Below are 21,588 nucleotides of genomic sequence, written 5' to 3' on the forward strand. Positions count from 1 at the left end.
TATGTAAAAAAAGGATCGTGATAATTCACGATCCTTTTTTTAACGCACTTTTTTCACTTGATTTATTGATTGTACATATTGCAACATAAATAATTCAAATAACAGTTGCGGGTCTCTTTGACTTGTCTTAAGACCTTTTTCGATGTTAATTAAGCCCAAATAAGCTTGTTCCAAGTTTGAAAGCTTAAATTCTCGCACAGTTTTTAACGCCAATTTGACCCGGTAGGGATGAACTTTTAAAGTTGAAGCCAATGTACCTTGACTCAGTCCACGCGAACTTAATATCTTAACCTGTATCAACAACCTAAACTGGCTTACAAGAACAGAATTAATTCTAAGCGGCTGCTCTTCACTCTCTATCAAATCACGATATCTAGATAATGATAACTGATATTTTCCTTTTAAAACAGCATTCACAAGATCAAAAACATTTTGATCTAACGACTGATTAACCAGTCCCATAACGGCTTCTTTGCTAATTAGCTTGGTCTGATATCCATATAGTTCTAATTTTTGCAACGATTCAGCCATTAATGAGTAATCAGAATTGGTCCGAGCTACTAGTTCATCAAGTGCACTAGAATCAATTTGGTATCCATCACCTTGTGATTGTCGAGTGATGGCTGCCCTGGCGTCTCGTTCATTTAATGGTGCAGCACTAACTTCGACGCCAACTTTTTTTAATTTCTTGACAACTTTCTTACGATTATCTAGTTTTTCGTAAGGAGCGCTGAATACCAATACGGTACTTTCCTCTGGATGGTCAAGATAGTCAGATAATCCATCCACATCGTGTTCAATTTTTTTATTGCCTGTCTCACCGGTCAAAAAGAAAGGTTTATTAATTATTACTAGCCTTCTCTCACCAAAAAATGGTGCTGACATAGCATCATCTAACGCGGCAGCTACAGGTGTCACTTCCATATCATAGCTACCCACATTCATTACACGTTGATCATCTGGAATCAATCCATTAAATGAATCTAACGCCCTTTGCTGCAATATCGATTGTTGCCCCAGAATAACATAAACATTGGATATTTTATTTTTACTTAGCTGTTGCTGTAAGGTGGCAACATCCATTTCAATTCATTTCCCTTCAGTGTAGTTTGCCAACCTGTGTGGCCAAAAACATCGTATCGATAAGTAATCATACCATATTGTTGCGTTGAGATAGATGGTATTTCATATTTCTTAAGTGTCTTCATCGTTTCTTGGTTTGGATGCCCATACCGATTCATTCGACCAGCTGAAATAATTGCCAAAGATGGACAGACTTTTTTTATGAATTTTGGATCTGAAGCGGTCTTACTGCCATGATGGCCAAGTTTTAAAACATCTGTCGTTAATCCAGGCATCTTTTGCAATATCTTTCTTTCGCCTTGACGATCTAAGTCCCCCATGAACATAAACCGTAAGTGCGCAACTGATCCTGCCAGAACCATTGAGTCTTCATTACCGCCTTCACCGGTATGGTATGGATGAATAATTTCTAAAGGTAAGTTATCAATCTTTTGGCCTGCTCTCACTGGGATTAACTTTGTCTTTTGTCGAGAGGCTACTGGTAAAACTTTATTCGTAAAATTAGTCTGTTTTTCCATTCCATCGGGAAATAAAATCTGATCAACCTTCATATTAGCTAACACATCGCTGGTGTACCCAACATGATCTGCGTCTTTATGGCTGAGACAAATATTGTTGATACGGTTAATACCCCGACTTTTTAAATAATTAATACTAGTTCGCACAGCACGACTTGTAGGTGCTGTGCCTTGTGCCCATCTAGGCTTCATAAAGCTTAGTTGCCCACCTGTATCAATTAAAGTTACACTAGAATTAAAAGGTTCTCTAATTAGAAAACAGTCCCCTTGACCAATATCAAAGAAAGTAACTTCCCCGGTTAACGGATAATGAATGAAAATAAAAAAAATACCATAAATCATGGTTAACCCAAACCAAACACGTTTATCGATCGGATAGATTATCAGCATAATTGTCACAAAAAACAATATGAAACTCATGATAATACTGGGTTTACCAAAATGCACCATCCCCGGCAGTGAACCGATTCTATCAATCAAGGTTTGAAACAGTACCAGAAATTGATTGCTGTACTCGGCGATAATTGGTAAAAACCAAAAGGTCATGAAACTAAGTATTATTAATGGAAAAATGACTGCAGAAAAAAATGGAATCATTAAGTAACTGGCTAACAAGCTTAGGCAATGCCATTCATATATATAATATAAAATTGATGGTAATCCAACTAAATTCATCAAAACTGCCGACAATAATGGCCGGTTCGAGGGCAAAAAGTGCAATATAAAAGACAGTAAATAGCTTAATTGACCACCTAAGGTTAACAAAACTAGAGGTTGGTACAGTAGACCGGCTGCTAAACTAAGACTCCAAACATCGGCTCTCGATAATTGCATGGCAGATTTACGACACAGAAGTGAAATTTCCGCCATCAATACTGCTCTTACCAGTCCAGACGAACCACCGCCTATAATCAAATATGCTGGTAATATAAATATAAGTATCCAGTCGATGTGTTCCCGCTTAAGCCATGCATATATCAGCACTTTTCGAACAAGCGATACGAATAAAAACACATGCATTCCAGAAATACTAAACAAATGAATCAATCCAAGTTGTTTAATACCAGACATTACCGTTGAAAATTCACTAAGGTTATTACCAATTAGTAGACTATTACAATAGATTCTAACCATTAGGGGCATAGAGGCAAAGTAATTCGCCAATCCGTACCTTATCTCATGACATGAATCAAGAAAATTTTGAAGTATCGTCACAGGTGCAAAAGATGATCCCTGAATTTGTTGCACCGTCAATTGATTATAGATATGGTGAAATTCCATATATTTCTGCATATCAAACTGGTTCTCATTAGTTGGAATCGCTACTGGCTCAATAGTGCCCTTTATATGCCAATTTACACATTTATTAATGTTTTTAATACGGTGCTGTTCCGCGGGTGTCTTTATTCGACCATAGACTTGGATAACTTCATTCGTATCCTTTTTTTTACCAACTAGCTGATATTGATCCCCGTTAACCTTTATTTGATCAGGATATACACGAACAACAACAGAAACTTTTTCGTGTTGATTCACTCTTAACTTATTGACCCTTTGCTGATGTAAACAACAAAAACTAGAAAAGGCAATTGTTATTATTAATGTAACAATGATCACCTGTTTTTGACCTAAAACGAACAGTCTAACCGCTAACCATCCAATTCCAAGAATCAAAATAAAATGATGACCTAAAATAATTCCGGACAGCAGGGCCATTCCCACAACCGGGAAAAAGTAAAATCGGTAAATAAGATTAGACTAGATACTGATCTAGTCTTGTCTCCTTCAATACGTCTTGGTTCAAATCAATTTGCTTTAATTTAATATTTTTGAGTTTGATTAATTTCATTGCATATTCATCGTTATGGTAGTTACGCATGTAATTTATCTGCTTTATTCCAGCTTGTAACAGCATTTTTGTGCATTGCAAACATGGGAAATCAGTTACATAGATACTAGCACCATCGGTAGACACTCCAAATTTCGCACATTGTAAAATAGCATTCATTTCAGCATGAATTGTTCTAACACAATGTCCATCAACGAGATAACAATCTGAATCAATACAATGATCGTCTCCAGAAACAGAGCCATTGTATCCACCCGCAATAATACGCTTATCACGGACAATTGTTGCTCCGACCGACAGTCTCTTACAAGTACTTCTTGAAGCTAGCAATGCAGCCTGAATCATAAAATAGTGATCCCAATCAATTCTTTTTTCTGTCAAAATTAACACCCTCCTACCATTTTGTACTCTAGTATAACAAACTCAAATTAAATCTAAACAGCGATTTGATCCTTTATCTTTGAAACTGACTTATCACCAAATCCATTAATATTTTTTAGGTCATCAACAGACTTAAACTCACCATGTTCCTGTCGATATTGCAAAATCAAATCAGCTTTTTTATCCCCAATTCCTGTAATTTGAGTTAGTTGTTCTTTAGTGGCGGTATTAATGTTAATCACCGGGCCAGAAGATGTAGAAGATTCTGCATTCGTAGTTTCACTCATATTCGTATCTGTATTTTGGCCAATCGGTGTGTTAACTTCTCCCAGGGCTGGAACGTAAACAACTTGTTGATCACTAACTTGCTTGGCCATATTCACATGATTTACGTCCGCATTATTGGTAGCACCGCCTGCACTCGTAAGTGCGTCTTGCACTCGTAGGCCATGCCGCAATTTGTATACTCCTGGGTGATTTACAGATCCTTTAACATCAACGTAGATAGAATTATTATTCCTTCCAGAAGATTTGTTGCTGTGCGTTGATTCGCCGCTTTTCATAAAATTAGCAGAAGTATCTGTTTTTTTACTCTGCAGTCCTTGAAAATAATACCCACCAATTATAAAGACAATAATACCAATACCGATAACACAGTATTTTTTGTGGTCCTCCCATAATTCCAGTAATCGTTCCATTCAATTTTCCCTCCTCAAATTATAACTACGAAAAAAAACAGTGATTTCGACTTGAAATCACTGCTTTTGCAGATAATTATTTATGAGTTTGAAGGTATTTAACAGCATCGTTAAATGTTTTGACTGGGACTACCTTCATATTAGGTGCATATTTTTTAGCCGTTTCTTTTGCTAACTGATAATTAGTCTTGTGCTGTTCCTCATATTTCAAGATGGTCTTTGTTGGCTTAATATATGGTGCAAAGAAAACTGTTGCACCAGCCTTCTTAGCCGCAATTACCTTCTTATCGATACCACCAATTTCACCAACACTACCATCCGGATTGATAGTCCCTGTACCGGCAATTTTACGACCGTGACGTAAGTTTTGACCAGTCAGTTGTTGATAAATTTGTAAGCTAAACATCAAGCCACCAGAAGGACCACCAATTTCACCAGGATTTACCTTAACCGGAATTTTTGTTGTCACTTTAACATTATCAGTCAGGACAATGCCAATTCCAGCACGTTTAGTTGTTAGCTTAACTAAGTCGTGTGTGCTGACGTGTTTCTTACCATTATGCAAATATGTGACCTTAACAGGAGTACCTACTTTACGTTTTGCAAGATACTTTTGATACCCGCTAGCAGTATTAAAGTGGTGACCGTTAACTTCCGTCACAGTGTCTCCAACTTTAATAGTCCCCTTAAACTTAGAGTCACTTTGAACCTGTAGCACATAAATCCCCAAGTATTTCTTGGTATATTGCTGTCCCGCCGCCTTATATGCTGTAGCAATTGCTTCATTGATAGCACTTTGCATATAAAAATCCTGAACCTTATTATAGGTAGCATCGCTTTCACCACCTGTAACCTCATCAGCACTTTCAATCGTGGCATGTGGATTAGCTAATGCCCAAAGATACGTAATTGGCCTCGCCCGTTGAAGATAAATAGAAGTTATCATGTAACTCCCCTTTTGCTTGTCGGGGTGATCTTTAACCGTAACATATGACTTTAAACTATCTGCTTCACCAGGACTCTCAATGTATGAGTTCAGTGGCCAGAAAATTAACCAAAGTAAAAGTATAGCGATTACTGCAATGAGAGAAATTATGCCTACTTTTTTTCGACTATTTTTTTTCAACCTAATTTCCTCTTAACTTTTCCGCCAATTGATCATTGATGTTTCCAGGTAAGTAATCTGAAATGTTTCCGCCAAATCGGGCTACTTCCTTTAAAAGGCTACTGGATAAATGCTGATAATTTGGATTTGCCATCATAAAAATTGTTTCAATTTCTCCATCCAGATGTTGATTCATTGCAGCAATATCTCTTTCGTATTGAAAATCATTAAAGTTTCTTAATCCGCGAAGAAGATAATCAGCGCCGATTTTATTCATCAGGTTAACGGTTAATTCATCAGCTGTAATAACTGAGACATTCCCCATATCTTTAACTGCATCTTTAATTTGCGACACTCTCTCATCAACGGTAAAGATTGGTTCCTTACTCGTATTGATCATCACAGCAACTGCGAGTCGATCAAACAATAAGCTTCCACGTTTAATTAAATCAAGATGTCCAAGTGTTAATGGGTCAAAACTACCAGGAAAAACTGCTACTTTCATTCTAGTCATTTCCTTTCAAAAATTGATAGATTGTTAAAACTGTGATGCCATAGTCCTGTTGACGGATCATTTTGAATGAATTTATTTCATCCGTTAAGTCTGCGTCTTGATTAGTTTCTGCAACAATAACAGCCTTATCATTCAATAAGTCTAACTCAACCATTTTGTTCATATTATCAAAAATTTTCTGTTGTGCATACGGCGGATCTAAAAAAACTAAATCAAACTTAATATTTCGCTGACTCAGAAGTAGTAATGCTTTATCTGCTTCCTGTTTATAAATATTAAATTTTGATTCATTTTTGGTGACGGAAACATTTGCCTTAATTGTTTTAATGGCCTGGTAGTGATGATCTATTAAGAAAGCTGAATCAATCCCCCTTGAAACAGCCTCAATACTTAACCCGCCGCTACCAGCAAACAAATCCAAACTATTGCCACCATCAAAATACGGCCCAATAATATTAAATAATGCCTCTTTAACTTTATCGGTTGTCGGCCTTGTTCCACTTCCTGGAACCGCTTTTAATTTACGACCACGATAATCTCCTGCCACTACGCGCATGTTTTATTCATCCTCTTCAGTTTCATGTTTGTAAATTCCCGCAGCTTTCAAATCAGACATATCGGGATCAATGTCAGGCCAGTGTGAATATATCACCTTTTTGACAAATTTCAAACCTTTTAATTTTTGGTATACATCTTCAATATTTTCACGATCCATATAAATAACCGCATACCTCATTTTTTTTGATACATACTCAATTCGACCATAATGCCTTAAATTACGAATTGTTCTTAAATTATTAACATAAACAATTAGGGATTGTCTTTGTTTAATCGCAAAGGCCATACTATCATCTCACTAACATATAGGATCTTAGACAATTGTACCAAATTTTGAAAGGGGCCGCACCACTTTACGCGGTACAACCCCTTCAAATCTTACAAAGTATCAATTTCAATCAGTAGATCATTGGAATCAATTACATCGCCCGCCTCAACAAAAATACTGTTAACAGTACCATCGACAGGTGCTTGAATTGTAGTTTCCATTTTCATTGCTTCTGTCACAATAATTGGGGTTCCCTTTTTTATCTTGTCACCCTTATTAACTAGCACCTTAAGGACGGAGCCACTCATTGTTGCACCAATTTCACCTGGTTTAGTAGGTTCTGCCTTACGCTTCTTAACGACAGTATTATGAACACTGGCATCAGCAACTTTAACCTCACGTGCGTGACCATTAATGTTGAAGTAAAGTGTCCGCTCACCCTCATCATTTGGTGCGCCAATTTCGTTCAAAGCAACAATTTCCGTTTTTCCAGGTGCAAGTTCAATATCAACACGTTCGCCTAAACGCATCCCCTGGAAAAATGTTGGTGTATCGAGAACCGTCACAGCACCATATTGTTCTTGACGATCTATATAATCCATAAATACTTTAGGATAAAGTACATAACTGATCACTTCTTCGAATGTAACCTTATGACCCACTTTTTCTGTTAGTTCCTTGGTAACCGCATCAAAATCAATTGGCTTTGCCAAGCTACCAGGTCGAACAGTTAAAGGCTTTTGTCCCTTTAAAACAATTTGTTGCAGTTTCTTTGGAAATCCGCCTACTGGTTGGCCTAAATCACCTTTGAAAAAGTCAACAACAGAATCCGGAAAATCAAGTGTTTCACCATGTTGTTCCACATCTTCTGGTGTTAAATCATGCTGCACCATGAATAGCGCCATGTCTCCAACAACTTTAGATGACGGAGTAACCTTAATAATATCGCCAAACATTATGTTAACTTTGCGATACATCTTTTTAACTTCTTCAAATCGATCGCCCAACCGAAGTGCGTTAGCCTGTTGCTGTAAATTAGAGTACTGACCACCTGGCATTTCTGTCTGGTATATATCCGTTTGTGGTCCTACCATCTTGTTTGAAAACTGTTGGTAATAAGGCCGAACAGATTTCCAATAACGATCCACAGCCTCAACATTGCTAATTGAAACATCTGGCTGACGCTCAGTTCCCTGTAAAGCGTAAAAGAGACTGCCCATACTTGGTTGTGACGTTGTTCCAGATAACGAGCTAGAAGCAACATCAACAATATCGACCCCTGCTTTTGCTGCCTGAGAATAAGTATAAATACCATTACCCGTTGTATCATGAGTATGCAAATGAATTGGCACATCCACAGTATCCTTTAATGTTGCAATTAATCGATAAGCCGCTTCTGGTTTTAGCAAACCAGCCATATCTTTAATCGCAATAATATGAGCTCCAGCTGCCTGCAATTCCTTTGCTAAATCAACGTAATATTTTAAATTATACTTAGATTTATCAGTATCCAGTATGTCCCCCGTATAACACATTGTTGCTTCGGCAACTTTATTGTTATCGCGAACATATTCAATGCTCTTTTCCATTTGTTCAATCCAATTCAGACTGTCAAAAATTCTGAATACGTCCATACCGTCTTTAGCAGATTGATCAATAAACGCCTTCAATGCGTTATCAGGGTAGTTTTGATATCCAACTGCGTTTGAACCACGGAAAAGCATTTGAGTCAAAGTCCTTGGAATTAACTTCCGTAACTTCTTTAAACGATCCCATGGATTCTCTCCTAAGAAGCGATAGGCAACATCAAATGTTGCGCCACCCCACATTTCATATGAGAACAGTTGTGGAAGAGCTTTCTGAAGCTCTGGTGCAATATTAACCATATCTTTAGTGCGCATTCTGGTCGCAAATAGGCTTTGATGTGCGTCACGCATGGTTGTATCCGTCAGCAATACTGCTTTTTGTTGCTTGATCCACTCAACCATTGCATCCGGACCCTTGTCATCTAAAACGTCCTTTGCAGTCACAATTTGATCATTAATATCGCTAAATTTTTCATCATACTTAAATTCCGGATAATATTTCTTTTCTCGGCTCACACCAGGGAACCCATTAACCGTCGTATTCGCAATATAGTGAAGCAACTGGTTGGGCTGATCTGTTTCATGCGTGAAATTAAATAATTCTGGTGTATCATCAATAAATGTTGTTGTCGCTTTACCAGATGCAAAGACTGGATGTGAAATAACATTTTTCATAAATTCAATATTGGTATGCACACCACGAATCGTAAATTCATTCAATACACGCAACATTTTATCGCAAGCTTCTTTGTACGTGTCAGCTGAAACGATCGCCTTAACAAGCAGGGAATCAAAATATGGTGTAATCACCGATCCAGTGAAGGCATTCCCACCATCAAGGCGGACACCATTCCCACCTGGCGAAATGTAAGTAGAAATTTTACCAGTATCAGGCATAAAATTATTGGTTGCATCTTCAGTAGTAACTCGAGCTTGAATCGCCGCTCCATGGTAAGTAAGCTCATCTTGTTGTGGTAGATCAATTTCTTTGTGTAAGTCATAGCCTTGTGCAATTAAAATTTGAGCCTGCACAATATCAAAGCCGGTAATCATTTCAGTAATTGTATGTTCAACTTGAACACGAGGATTAACTTCGATGAAGTAAAAATGGTCACCCTCAACTAAGAATTCAACAGTAGCTGCATTCAAATAATGAACGTGTTTCATAAATTTCACTGCAGCATCACATATTCTTTGACGTAATTCTACAGGTAGTGCGACTGCGGGTGCAATTTCGATCACTTTTTGGTTACGTCGCTGAACTGAACAATCTCGTTCAAACAAGTGCATCACATTTCCATGTTTGTCAGCCAGTATTTGAACTTCAATATGTTTAGGACTTGCAAGATATTTTTCAAGATATATTTCGCTATCACCAAAAGATTGACTTGCTTCACTTTGAGCCGTGTTATAAGCATCAACAAGTTCTTCCTCGTGATGCACAATTCTCATACCACGGCCACCACCACCCATTGCGGCCTTAACGAAAATCGGATACCCAATTTGTTCAGCATACTTTTTGGCATCTTCAACGGTTTCAACTGGTTCTTTTGTTCCCGGAATCGTCGGTACTCCAGCCTCATCCGCAGCCCGCTTGGCAGCAATTTTATCACCAAACATCTCAAGATGTTCGACCTTGGGTCCAATAAACGTGATTCCTTCTTCACCACAACGTTTAGCGAATTCGGCATTCTCTGACAAAAATCCATACCCTGGATGGATTGCATCAACATTATGGTCTTTGGCGATTTGAATGATACCTTCTATATCTAGATAGGCAGCAATTGGCTTCTTACCTTCACCAACCAAATAAGCCTCATCCGCCTTGAAACGATGTTCCGAATATTCGTCCTCTTTTGCGTAAATCGCAACTGCTGTCATCTTTAATTCATGAATTGCTCGAAAAATACGCGTGGCGATTTCACCACGGTTTGCGACCATCACTCTTTGCATTCCCTCATGCGCCTCCAATTGAATTAATTACTTTTCCAACACTCTTGATCTTGTATGGATTGCACTAATGTTAAGCACACAGCCCAACGCCATACATAATACCAACATACTAGAACCACCATAACTAATAAATGGGAAAGTTACCCCTGTAATTGGCAACAAACCTGTAACACCACCAACATTAAATAATGTTTCAATTGTTATAAACGCTGCAACACCGTAACAAACAAGTGCTGAATAGGCATCATTAACACGAACGCCAATCCAAATTGTTCTAGCGACAATCAACCCCAATAATAGAAGTATTACAACTACCCCTACTAAACCGAGCTCTTCCCCGATCACCGCCATAATGAAATCAGTATTGGGTTCCGGTAGGTATCCCATTTTTTGAATACTGTTTCCTAATCCAACGCCAAAAATTCCACCGTTACTTAGAGCATAGTATGAATTAACCAGCTGACTACCAGCGCCCCTTGCAGTACCAAATGGATTAACAAACGCAACAAATCTTTGAATCTGATATCCATGTGATGAGCTGCTTTCAGCAACCTTTGTTAAAACCGGCAAACCGATTGCAGCAAACGAGAAGAAACATCCTAAAATTATGGTTACTCCCTTTTTCCAAGAGATCCCACTCGCAAATATCATCACTGCAATTATCGCACTGTTAATTGCCGCTCCACCTAAGTCAGGCTGAATGATGATTAGCCCAACTAAAATCAACGACAAAACTATTGGACTACCCATTGCTCCAACGTAATCTCCAAAACTACTAGTAACTTCATTTTCTTTACGTGAAAACATCCTTGCAAGGTACAATATGAGCACAATCTTGCAAACTTCAGCCGGTTGAATATTCATAAAACCAAGGTTAATCCAACCCTGAGCCCCGTTAACTGCCTGACCAAACACCTTAACGTAAACTAGAGCAAGCAATGTCACCATGGTCATTGCAAACATGACCTTACCATTTTGAAACAGTTTAAGATTAACCGCAGTCATAAACCACACTACACAAAGTCCTAAAACTACATAAATTATTTGTTTGACCAAATATGCACTAGGTGATCCTCCATTTTGAATTGCAATATCTGCACTTGAAGAATACACCATCACGATTCCGATCAAACACAATAAAATATAGGGCACAAATATGTAATAGTCTAAATAACGAAACTTCCTACTTATTTTTCTTAACATTATCCTTGATCACCCAACACACTCTTTTCATAATTTGATGAAGAATCTAAATAGATTGAAGTAATTATATCATACAAAAATCGGTGGTCTATCCCTTTTGAAAAAAAATAAACAAGTAATGGCACACAAAAAGAGCTTGAGACAGGCATTCGTCTCAAGCTCTTAAATTTTTATAAGAAAAGTAATTTATACAGATAAGTCGCAACTATTCCGCCCAAAATCGGTGCAACCACTGGGACCCAAGAATAATCCCAATGAGAATCACCCTTTGTTTTCAATGGATACAACGCATGCACTATTCGTGGTCCAAGATCTCTAGCTGGATTTAATGCGGGACCAGTTGCTCCACCCATTGATATAACAAGTGTCATCACTAATAGTCCAATGGTAAAGTTGGCTAACCCAATGTTTGAACGATACGCCATATTATGGGTCATCCCCAGAGCACCAAATATCAAAATGAACGTGCCAACAAATTCATTTACGAATTCATCGCGATATGAATGCGCAGCATCAATTGTTGAAAAAGTTCCTAAAATTGAATCGGCATTCGTAGACAGATCGTAATATGGTCTGTAGCTCCACACAACTATTAACTGTCCAATAATCGCACCAACCATTTGTGCGGCTAGGTAAGGTACAACTTCTGACCAAGGAAATAGGCCATTAACCGCCAAAGCAATCGTTAATGCCGGATTAATATGATTACCTGAAATATTTGCGAACATCATCGCCGGAATCATAACTCCGCAACCATATCCCAAACCAATCAAAATCCAGCCACCGTGAAATCCCTTTGTTCCCTTTAATTCCACGTTTGCAACGGCGCCATTACCTAACACAACAAGAAATGCCGTTCCTATTAGTTCGGCCATCACTCGTGTGAATAAACTGTAAGTCATCTCTTACTCTCCCTGTAAGGTATTATTCAATTGTCAATCTGGAATTCTAATCAACCATAAGTTAACTTCCCGAAGAATTCCTAGTACTATTCAAATTACTTGCGTGAAGCAATCTTACGCTTCTTAGCTTCTTTTTCACGCATGTTACTATCTAATATTTGCTTACGTAAGCGCACGTTTTCTGGCGTTACTTCACAGTATTCGTCCTCATTTAAGAATTCAAGTGATTCTTCAAGTGAAAGATGTGTTGGTGTTTTAATACGAGCCATGTCATCAGAACCTGCAGCACGAACGTTAGTCAAGTTCTTACCCTTGGTAATGTTAACAGTAATGTCATTTTCACGACTATTTTCACCAACGATCATTCCCTCATAGACATCTGTACCTGGATCAATCAGTAACGTACCACGGCTTTCAACACCCATCATGGCATAAGTGGTTGCTTTACCAGCATTCATTGAAACTAAGGTTCCCTTTTGACGGCCAGGGTTCCAGTTCTTGATTACCGGAGCATACTTTTCAAATGTATGGTTCATAATACCGTAGCCACGAGTCATTGACATGAATTCAGTTGAATAACCAATTAATCCACGAGATGGTGCTAAGAAAGTCAAACGTGTTTGACCATTATCAGTTGATTCCATATTCTGCATTTCACCCTTACGTTGTGACAGGGTATCAATAACACCACCAGTATATTCATCAGGTGTATCAATTTGAACCTCTTCAAATGGTTCACTCATCACACCATCAATATCACGATAAATAACTTCTGGACGAGATACGGAAAGTTCAAATCCTTCACGACGTAGTGTTTCAATTAAAATTGACAAATGTAGTTCACCACGGCCAGAAACCATCCATGCACCAGGTTCATCTGTATCATCAACACGTAATGAAACATCCGTATGCAATTCTGACTTCAATCGATCTTCCAACTGACGTGCGGTAACAAACTTACCTTCACGACCAGCAAATGGTGAATCATTAGTTCTGAACGTCATTTGTAAAGTTGGTTCATCAATCCGCAATAATGGTAATGCATCTGGATGTGCAGGATCAGCAACCGTTTCACCAACGTTGATGTCTTCCATACCTGAAATGGCACACAAATCTCCAGCCTTTGCTTCATCAATTTCAAGACGCTTCAGGCCAAAAAAACCAAATAATTTCGTGACACGGAATTTTTGCTTTGAACCATCAAGCTTAAGAACAGTAACGTTGTCCCCAACCTTGATCTTGCCACGGAATACACGGCCAATACCAACACGACCCACAAAGTCGTTGTAATCCAACATAGCAACCTGGAATTGAAGAGGTTCATCAGAGTTATCCTCTGGAGCTGGAATTTTTTCAACAATGGTATCAAAAATTGGCTTCATAGTGTGTTCCTGGGTGTCAATGTCTGGATCGTAACTTGAAGTACCATTCATAGCAGATGCATATACAACTGGGAAGTCCAATTGTTCCTCATCTGCACCTAATTCAATGAACAAGTCCAAAACTTCATCAACAACTTCTTCAGGACGTGCACCAGGACGGTCAACTTTGTTAATAACAACGATAGGTACTAAATGTTGTTCAAGTGCTTTTTTCAACACAAACCGTGTTTGTGGCATTGTGCCTTCAAAAGCATCAACAACTAACAAAACACCATCAACTAAGCGCATGATTCGTTCAACTTCACCACCGAAATCGGCATGTCCTGGGGTATCCAAGATGTTAATCTGCTTGTCACCGTAACGAACGGCGGTGTTTTTTGACAAGATAGTGATACCACGCTCACGTTCAATAGCATTTGAGTCAAGAGCACGGTCCTCAATTTGAGTATGTTCATCTAAAGTATCTGATTGCTTTAACATTTCGTTAACTAATGTCGTCTTACCATGGTCAACATGGGCAATAATAGCAATGTTACGAATATCGTCACGTAATTTCAAGATTTTTTCTTCCCTTCAGTTAGTTCATAATTCAGTACACACTTGGCAGGAGCAGACTGTTTGCATAAAAAAACTGTGACAAGCGGTCACAGTCAACCTCAACCAAACTAATTTGCAAGCTTTATCACTTCTTCACTTGCTTGTTCTGTCGCTACTAATACAACATTGGATGATAGCATATCAAGCGGGGCACCGTCAATAGTTTTCACTGCCAACCCCAATTCATTTGCTAAAACATTTCCTGCGGCAAAATCCCATGGTTTAAGATATGATACATAACCTGACAGCTCACCTTTGATCACACTTGCGAATTCTAATCCGGCACTGCCATACATTCTCGGCCCTCGACTGGTCTGGGCTATTTTTTTCATATTATAGTCATCGTTAATCAGAAGTGGGCCGCTAATACCGATGAGTGAATTATCTAGACTGACATTATCAGGCCTTTTAATTCGCCGATCAACCATGCCCGCACTTCTCGCGTACACGCCCATTTCTGGCCCGCCATGATAAAGGATATTTTGCATCACATCTAAAATATATCCTAACTGTGGTTTACCATCTACGTACAACGCAATCATAATTGCAAATCGATTTTTTTGCATAACAAAATTCATCGTTCCATCAATTGGGTCGACAAACCACACATGACCGTGCATATCATCAATTTGATCACCAAAGCCTTCTTCACCAAGAATCCTAGCTTCAGGATCAAGTTGACGAATCACAGATACCAACATTTTTTCGTTGCTCTTGTCAATTGCAGTCACAAGATCCTTACGACCACTTTTTTCTTCCACAGTAAAGTCATTCTTCATTTCGTCCAATGTTGACAATCGTGTCACATTTAGTATTCTTTGGATTTCGTGATCAATTTTATTTAATTCCATCATGAACTAATTTCCTCTAATTAATAATTTTTTGGATTCAGTCTCACGAGCTTGCTTGATAACTTCATACAACACATAACCTGAATCTTTTTCGAATTGTTTTCCAAGTTGCTTTTCCTGTGATTTTGATTGCACAACCCGTTTAAATTTTTGATACTGATCCAGAACTTCTTGCCGACTAACTCCTGTTTCATATGCGTCTTCAACTAATTGAAACATCTTAGTCACGTCGATAATTTCGTCCGTTGACCAGCTAGAATCAAGTGGATAGCTGTAATTTTGGTTATTCAAGATATCACTCCTATCTTTTAGTCTATCATTAGAATTATAACACGCAAAAAAGCCTGACTGCGCATTTTTTGCGCACCAGGCTTTCAAAACATAAACGTTAAATATGAGTTGGGAATCCAAGTGCAACGTCGGCTGCCTCTTGAATTGGTTCGCTCAAAGTTGGATGAGGGTGAATCGTTAATGCAATATCTTCAACATTCATGCCACCATTTACCGCAAGTGAAAGTTCGGCGATTAAGTCACTAGCCTCTGGACCAGCCACTTGGGCACCAACCAAGTTGCCCTCATCTTTGGTATAAACCAAACGAACAAATCCATCGGGTTCATCTAAAGATACAGCTCGAGCATTACCTGCAAATGGGAACTTAGCGGTACTTACTTCTAAGCCCTTATCCTTGGCATCTGCTTGGGTCATCCCCACAGTTGCTAATTCTGGATCCGCAAAGCAAACCGCAGGGACGCCAACCCAATCATTAGCCGTATTTTTTCCTGCAATTGCACCAGCTGCGGTTTTGGCCTCAAAAAACGCCTTATGTGCCAAAGCTGGTCCCGGTACAATATCACCAATTGCAAAAATGTTGTTAACACTTGTTCTGCCCTGTTGATCGACTTGAACCAGGCCATGATCATCGGTCTTTACACTAGTCATTTCAAGTCCAAAACCGTCCGTATTGGCACGACGACCAACTGAAACTAAACAGTAGTCAGCTTTGATACTAGTTTCCTTACCATCGGCCTCATAGGTCACGGTAACACTGCTATCATCTTGTTCAGACTTCTTGGCCATTGCGCTAGTAATTACGTCAACGCCTTTTTTCTTGAGTCCTTTAAGTGCAATTGAAACCATGTCTTTTTCAAAGTTAGGCAAAATTGATGGTGTGCCTTCTAGAATTGTGACATGTGACCCGAGGTTGGCGTAAGCACCAGCTAATTCGGTGCCAATGTAGCCACCGCCAATCACAACTAATTCCTTTGGAATTTCCTTTAAATCCAAAGCACCGGTGGAGTCAATTACGCGTCCATCAAATTTAAAATTAGGAATTTCTACTGGTCTACTTCCGGTTGCCAAAATTAAGTTCTTAAACTTAATTGTCTGGCCGCCACCGTTATCCATAAACTGTTTTGGCCCGACTGACATTACTCTAAGTTGTGAATCGTTATCAAGGAAGGCCTCACCTTCAATAATTTCGACCTTGTGCTTTTTAAGCAACATCTGGACGCCACCAGTCATTCGATCCACAATCTTGGTTTGCTTCCATTCCTGTGTTTTTTCAAAATCAATCGTTGCCGGTTGTGTAGTGATACCAAACACTGAGGCATCGTTTGCATCCCGTAATCGGTGTCCGGCATTGATCAATGCTTTAGATGGTACACAGCCAACATTCAAACAAACACCGCCTAAAGTACCTTTTTCAATTAGGGTAACTTTTTGGCCTAATTCGGATGCTCGAATTGCGGCAACGTATCCGCCTGGGCCTCCGCCAACAATTACTGTATCTTTTTCTTCAACATCTGCCATACGACGATCATCCTTCCATTAATAATAATTCTGGATCATGTAACAATTCGTTCATATAGTTCAGAGCATTTTGTGCTAGTGCTCCATCAATCAAACGATGATCATAACTCAGCGATAATTTAAGCATCTTGCCAACAACAATATCACCATTTTCATCAACGATCGGTTCTTTTGCAATTTTACCTACACCTAGAATAGCAACTTCCGGTTGGTTAATTACTGGAGTGAACCATCCCCCACCAATTGAACCCACGTTACTGATTGTGATAGATCCACCCTTCATCGATTGTGGGCTTAATTTATTGTCGTAAGCAGCTTGCGTATTTTCGGTGATTTCCTTAGCAATCTCGAACATGCCTTTAGAATCAGCATTCTTGATATTTGGAACATACAGTCCATGATCAGTATTGGTTGCAATTCCAATGTTGTAATAATGCTTATAAACAATTTCTTGTGTTGTATCATCAATTGATGCATTGAATTCTGGGAACTTCTTCAAAGTTGCTACCAAAGCTTTAACGATGTATGGCAAGAAAGTCAAATGAATTTCTTGATCTGCAGCCTTTTGCTTGTACTTCTTACGATTATCCATCAGTGCACTGACTTCAACATCATCAAATGACGTAACATGCGGTGCAATATCTTTTGAGGTTCTCATTGACTTAGCAATGATCTTTCTCATTGGTGACATTGGTTCACGTGTTTCAAGGTCTGGTTGATCAGACTTGTATGGTTTAACAGCCTGTCCTGAAGACTTAGTAGCTGGCTGTTCTGCACTTACCGGTGCTGCAACCGTTGCTTGTGCTGGCTCGCCATTAAAGCTGTCAATATCAGCCTTCAAAATTTGACCGTGATTTCCAGATGGGGCAACCCTGCTGATATCAATGCCCTTATCGCGAGCATACTGCCGAACTGATGGCATTGCCAAAATTAGCTTATTTGGTTCTGCAAGTGCCGGAACTCCTCCTGAAGCACCTTCTGAAGCAGGTGCAGGAGTCTCATCTGATGTACCTGTGTCTTCCTTGGCTGGTGCTGCTGGTGTTGCATCATCATCGGCTGTATCGGCTGAACCATCATCAATTTCAACCAGCGTATCGCCGATTTCAACAGTATCGCCTTCCTGTGCGACGATTTTCTTTACCGTGCCGGCAACTGGAGAAGGTAATTCAGAAACAGACTTATCATTTTGAATTTCGACTAATGAATCGTCTTCATTAACTTTGTCTCCCTCTTTAACTAACCAGTTTGCAACCTCACCTTCAGCCATTCCTTCACCCAGTTCAGGGAGCTTAAACTTAAATGCCATAAAGCAGACTTCCTTTCATATCCAATTATTTTTTTAAGTAGTAATTACTAATAATCTAAGATTTCACGAGCCTTAGCTTCAATTTCATCCGCCCCTGGAATCCAAACATTTTCTGCCTGAGCAAATGGATAAACTGAATTTGGAGCGGCAACACGGCCTATTGGCGCATCCAATGACATAATTGCATTCTCAGCAATTGCAGACGCAACCGTTGCTCCGACACCCGCCATTTTCTGTGCTTCTTGCACAACTACTACTTTATGTGTTTTTTTAATTGACTCAAAAATAGTATCCGTATCAATTGGTGATAGAGAACGTAAATCGACAACTTCTACAGAAATGTCTTCTTTGGCTAGCTTGTCGGCGACTTTCAATGACTCATTCACCTCAGCACTGTATGCAACTAACGTGATATCAGTGCCTTCCCGGACTACTTTAGCCGTATCCAACGGTACTGTGTACTTATCATCTGGAATATCATCTTTCATGGAACGATATAACTTTAAGTTTTCCATAAACAGCACTGGATCATTATTTTCAATAGCTGAAATAACCATTCCCTTGGCATCATATGGGTTGCTTGGTGTCACAACACGCAGCCCGGGAATACCGGTAAAGAAGTTTTCAAGATTATCAGCGTGCATTTCAGCAGTGTGAGTTCCGCCCCCAAAGGGTGTCCGAATTGTAATTGGTAAATTCTTATCGTTGCCAAACCGGAACCTTGTCCGTGCCATCTGACCGGCAACCGAATCAATAGCTTCAAACGTAAAACCCATAAATTGGATTTCAGGGATTGGTCTCCATCCCGTCAAGCCTAACCCGATCGATAAGCCTAAAATTCCTGACTCAGCTAATGGTGTATCAAACACACGATCTTCACCATATTTATCTTGAAGCCCTTGTGTAGTTCTGAAAACGCCACCATTTTTTCCGACGTCTTCACCAAAGATTAGAGTCTTTGGATCTTCACCCAACGCAATATCAAGACCATCAGTGATCGCTTGAATATAAGATTTTTTAGTCATGATTACTTCGACTCCTTTTCTTCAAATTCGGCAATTTGCTTAGCAATGTCAGGTGTTGGAACTTCAAAGGTCCTCTTCAACATGTCAGAGACCTTTTCGGGTTCAACTGCATCAGCTTCTTTGATGGCATCCTTAAACGATGTTTTGCATTCATCAACATACTTGTCTTCTTCTTCTTGACTCCACAAGCCTTTGTCGGTGAGATACTTGCGCATCCGAATTAATGGATCATGTTCAAACCAAGGCTTTTCTTCTTCCTTCGTACGGTAACGACTAGGATCATCACCAGCACTACTATGAGCACCAAAGCGATACGTGATGGTTTCAATCATAACTGGTCCATTGCCAGCGACAGCAAATGCACGAGCTTCTTTTGCAACTTGATAACAAGCTAAAATATCCATTCCATCAACTTGAACACTAGGAATACCAGCAGCGACCGCTTTTTGTGCTAAAGTCGTTGCCGCTGTTTGCCTATTACGCGGAACGGAAATTGCAAAACCGTTATTTTGAATAATGAATACTGCGGGAGCCTGAAATGCGCCAGCAAAGTTCATTCCTTCATACGTATCACCTTGTGATGTACCACCATCGCCAGTATATGAAAATGCAACTGCGTCTTCTCCATTTTTCTTTAATCCTAAAGCAACCCCTGCAGTTTCCACCATCTGCGCTCCGATAATGATTTGTGGCATTAATGCACGAGCCTTAAATTGGTTACCCAGTACATGACCTCTGGACCATAAATACCCCTCTGTAACAGTTGCTCCGTGCTGGATCAATTGAGGCAAGTCACGATAAGCTGGTAGCAAGAAATCATTTTCGTTAAAAGCGGAAACAGTTCCCATCTCACTTGCTTCCTCACCGTACGTTGGAGCATAAAAGCCTAAACGTCCCTGCCGAGAAAAATTCATGGTTTGTTCGTGAAGAGCCCTTTCCCAAACCAGCTTTTTCATAAAATCCACCAGTTCTTCATCGGAAAAGTTTGCCATTAAATCCTTATCAACCACGTTCCCGTCGTTGTCTAGAATCTGAACTGGTTTAAAATTACTGCCCAAATCTGCCTTAATGGCAGCAAAATCAACCGCGCTCTTACTTTCATTGGCCATAATACACACATTCCTTTCTATTGTTCAGCGCTTAATGTAAGCGCTTTATTTGCCTTTCAATACAAAGTATACACTCCCAACAACTAAATGCAAGCAGTTTCATGCTCATATTTATGTATTTCGTATTAGAAGTTATTGCTAATAAACAGTAAGTTATTTCACAAACTACTCAATTTCTCATTATTCTCAACTCGCTAATTTTATGCTAGACTTAAACAAGTTGTTTTATGGAAATTATTGATGGAGATGAACGCGTTGATTTTAATGAAAGATATCGTCCGGGATGGCGACCCTGTTTTAAGAAAACAAGCTGCCAAGGTTACTTTTCCGCTAAGTGAAGAGGATAAAAAATTGGCTGCCGATATGATGGAATACTTAGTAGTCAGTCAAACCCCCGAACTTTGCGAAAAGTACAAATTACGTGCCGGTGTTGGACTGGCAGCCCCCCAAGTTGGCGTGTCCGAGCAAATGGCAGCTGTTTTAGTTCCATCTGAAGATGACGAAGATGACTCAAAACCGGTATTTAAAGACGTCATTATTAACCCTGTGATTGTTAGCGAATCTGTTCAACCCGGCGCATTAACGGAAGGTGAAGGCTGTTTATCAGTTGACGAAGACGTGGCAGGATATGTCCCTCGACATGACCGAATTACATTGACGTATCAGGACGTCGATGGCCAAGATCATAAAATTCGCTTAAAGCATTACCCTGCTATTGTCTGCCAACACGAAATTGATCACCTACATGGAACATTGTTTTACGATCACATCAATAAGGACAACCCATTTAAAGCGCCTGAAGATACTGTAATGCTAAGCTAATAAAAAAGGATCAAAATATTCTTTGCAGAATATTTGATCTTTTTTTTACAGTTATTTATGTGAATTAA

19 protein-coding genes are annotated in these 21,588 nt (G+C 39.3%); 1 reads left to right on the top strand and 18 read right to left on the bottom strand.

The annotated features are described in order from the left end of the window. Nucleotides 1-39 precede the first annotated feature (39 nt). From holA to pdhA, 18 genes are all read right to left on the bottom strand, one after another. Nucleotides 40-1,083: a DNA polymerase III subunit delta gene (holA, locus tag FD16_RS04335; protein ID WP_010622380.1), complete on the bottom strand. Its 1,044-nt coding sequence runs from the start codon at nucleotides 1,081-1,083 to the stop codon at nucleotides 40-42. Beyond that, entirely contained in the window at nucleotides 1,053-3,317 is a 2,265-nt protein-coding gene (locus FD16_RS04340) for a DNA internalization-related competence protein ComEC/Rec2 (RefSeq protein WP_010622381.1), read from the bottom strand. Before FD16_RS04340 ends, holA begins: the two co-directional genes overlap by 31 nt. A gap of 37 nt (nucleotides 3,318-3,354) precedes the next feature. Next, a complete protein-coding gene (locus FD16_RS04345; protein ID WP_010622382.1) occupies nucleotides 3,355-3,831 on the bottom strand; it encodes a ComE operon protein 2 in 477 nt (158 codons plus the stop codon). A 53-nt stretch (nucleotides 3,832-3,884) separates the two neighbouring features. Further along, nucleotides 3,885-4,529: a helix-hairpin-helix domain-containing protein gene (locus FD16_RS04350; RefSeq protein ID WP_010622383.1), complete on the bottom strand. Its 645-nt coding sequence runs from the start codon at nucleotides 4,527-4,529 to the stop codon at nucleotides 3,885-3,887. Between the two features lie 76 nt (nucleotides 4,530-4,605). Continuing rightward, nucleotides 4,606-5,625: a SepM family pheromone-processing serine protease gene (locus tag FD16_RS04355; protein ID WP_029508389.1), complete on the bottom strand. Its 1,020-nt coding sequence runs from the start codon at nucleotides 5,623-5,625 to the stop codon at nucleotides 4,606-4,608. A 31-nt stretch (nucleotides 5,626-5,656) separates the two neighbouring features. Continuing rightward, the gene (gene coaD / locus FD16_RS04360) at nucleotides 5,657-6,139 is read right to left on the bottom strand and encodes a pantetheine-phosphate adenylyltransferase (protein ID WP_010622385.1); all 483 of its coding nucleotides are present in this window, start codon (nucleotides 6,137-6,139) and stop codon (nucleotides 5,657-5,659) included. A gap of 1 nt (nucleotide 6,140) precedes the next feature. After that, nucleotides 6,141-6,704, bottom strand: a complete 564-nt coding sequence (gene rsmD / locus FD16_RS04365; protein ID WP_010622386.1) for a 16S rRNA (guanine(966)-N(2))-methyltransferase RsmD — start codon at nucleotides 6,702-6,704, stop codon at nucleotides 6,141-6,143. 3 nt (nucleotides 6,705-6,707) lie between these two features. Then, nucleotides 6,708-6,992: a YlbG family protein gene (locus tag FD16_RS04370; RefSeq protein WP_010622387.1), complete on the bottom strand. Its 285-nt coding sequence runs from the start codon at nucleotides 6,990-6,992 to the stop codon at nucleotides 6,708-6,710. A 92-nt stretch (nucleotides 6,993-7,084) separates the two neighbouring features. Continuing rightward, entirely contained in the window at nucleotides 7,085-10,513 is a 3,429-nt protein-coding gene (locus FD16_RS04375; protein WP_029508390.1) for a pyruvate carboxylase, read from the bottom strand. Nucleotides 10,514-10,540: 27 nt separating this feature from the next. Next, nucleotides 10,541-11,716: an FtsW/RodA/SpoVE family cell cycle protein gene (locus tag FD16_RS04380; protein WP_029508391.1), complete on the bottom strand. Its 1,176-nt coding sequence runs from the start codon at nucleotides 11,714-11,716 to the stop codon at nucleotides 10,541-10,543. Nucleotides 11,717-11,886: 170 nt separating this feature from the next. After that, nucleotides 11,887-12,618 carry an MIP/aquaporin family protein gene (locus FD16_RS04385; protein WP_010622390.1) on the bottom strand — a complete coding sequence of 244 codons (732 nt, stop codon included), beginning with the start codon at nucleotides 12,616-12,618 and terminating at the stop codon, nucleotides 11,887-11,889. 95 nt (nucleotides 12,619-12,713) lie between these two features. Further along, the gene (gene typA / locus FD16_RS04390) at nucleotides 12,714-14,558 is read right to left on the bottom strand and encodes a translational GTPase TypA (RefSeq protein ID WP_010622391.1); all 1,845 of its coding nucleotides are present in this window, start codon (nucleotides 14,556-14,558) and stop codon (nucleotides 12,714-12,716) included. 107 nt (nucleotides 14,559-14,665) lie between these two features. After that, nucleotides 14,666-15,451 (bottom strand): inositol monophosphatase family protein, encoded by a 786-nt coding sequence (locus FD16_RS04395; protein ID WP_010622392.1) that lies wholly within the window; start codon nucleotides 15,449-15,451, stop codon nucleotides 14,666-14,668. A 3-nt stretch (nucleotides 15,452-15,454) separates the two neighbouring features. Further along, complete coding sequence (locus FD16_RS04400) at nucleotides 15,455-15,739, bottom strand: UPF0223 family protein (RefSeq protein WP_010622393.1); 285 nt, start codon at nucleotides 15,737-15,739, stop codon at nucleotides 15,455-15,457. Nucleotides 15,740-15,836: 97 nt separating this feature from the next. Continuing rightward, nucleotides 15,837-17,258 (bottom strand): dihydrolipoyl dehydrogenase, encoded by a 1,422-nt coding sequence (lpdA, locus tag FD16_RS04405; protein WP_010622394.1) that lies wholly within the window; start codon nucleotides 17,256-17,258, stop codon nucleotides 15,837-15,839. A 7-nt stretch (nucleotides 17,259-17,265) separates the two neighbouring features. After that, nucleotides 17,266-18,564: a 2-oxo acid dehydrogenase subunit E2 gene (locus FD16_RS04410; protein ID WP_010622395.1), complete on the bottom strand. Its 1,299-nt coding sequence runs from the start codon at nucleotides 18,562-18,564 to the stop codon at nucleotides 17,266-17,268. A 47-nt stretch (nucleotides 18,565-18,611) separates the two neighbouring features. Then, nucleotides 18,612-19,589 carry an alpha-ketoacid dehydrogenase subunit beta gene (locus tag FD16_RS04415; RefSeq protein WP_010622396.1) on the bottom strand — a complete coding sequence of 326 codons (978 nt, stop codon included), beginning with the start codon at nucleotides 19,587-19,589 and terminating at the stop codon, nucleotides 18,612-18,614. A 2-nt stretch (nucleotides 19,590-19,591) separates the two neighbouring features. Next, complete coding sequence (gene pdhA, locus FD16_RS04420; protein WP_010622397.1) at nucleotides 19,592-20,698, bottom strand: pyruvate dehydrogenase (acetyl-transferring) E1 component subunit alpha; 1,107 nt, start codon at nucleotides 20,696-20,698, stop codon at nucleotides 19,592-19,594. Nucleotides 20,699-20,953: 255 nt separating this feature from the next. On the opposite strand from pdhA, the gene def reads away from it, so the two are divergent. After that, nucleotides 20,954-21,520 (top strand): peptide deformylase, encoded by a 567-nt coding sequence (gene def / locus FD16_RS04425; protein WP_010622398.1) that lies wholly within the window; start codon nucleotides 20,954-20,956, stop codon nucleotides 21,518-21,520. The last annotated feature ends 68 nt before the right edge of the window (nucleotides 21,521-21,588 follow it).

The sequence above is a fragment of the Paucilactobacillus suebicus DSM 5007 = KCTC 3549 genome (assembly GCF_001434475.1).
Classification (GTDB): Bacteria; Bacillota; Bacilli; order Lactobacillales; family Lactobacillaceae; genus Paucilactobacillus; species Paucilactobacillus suebicus.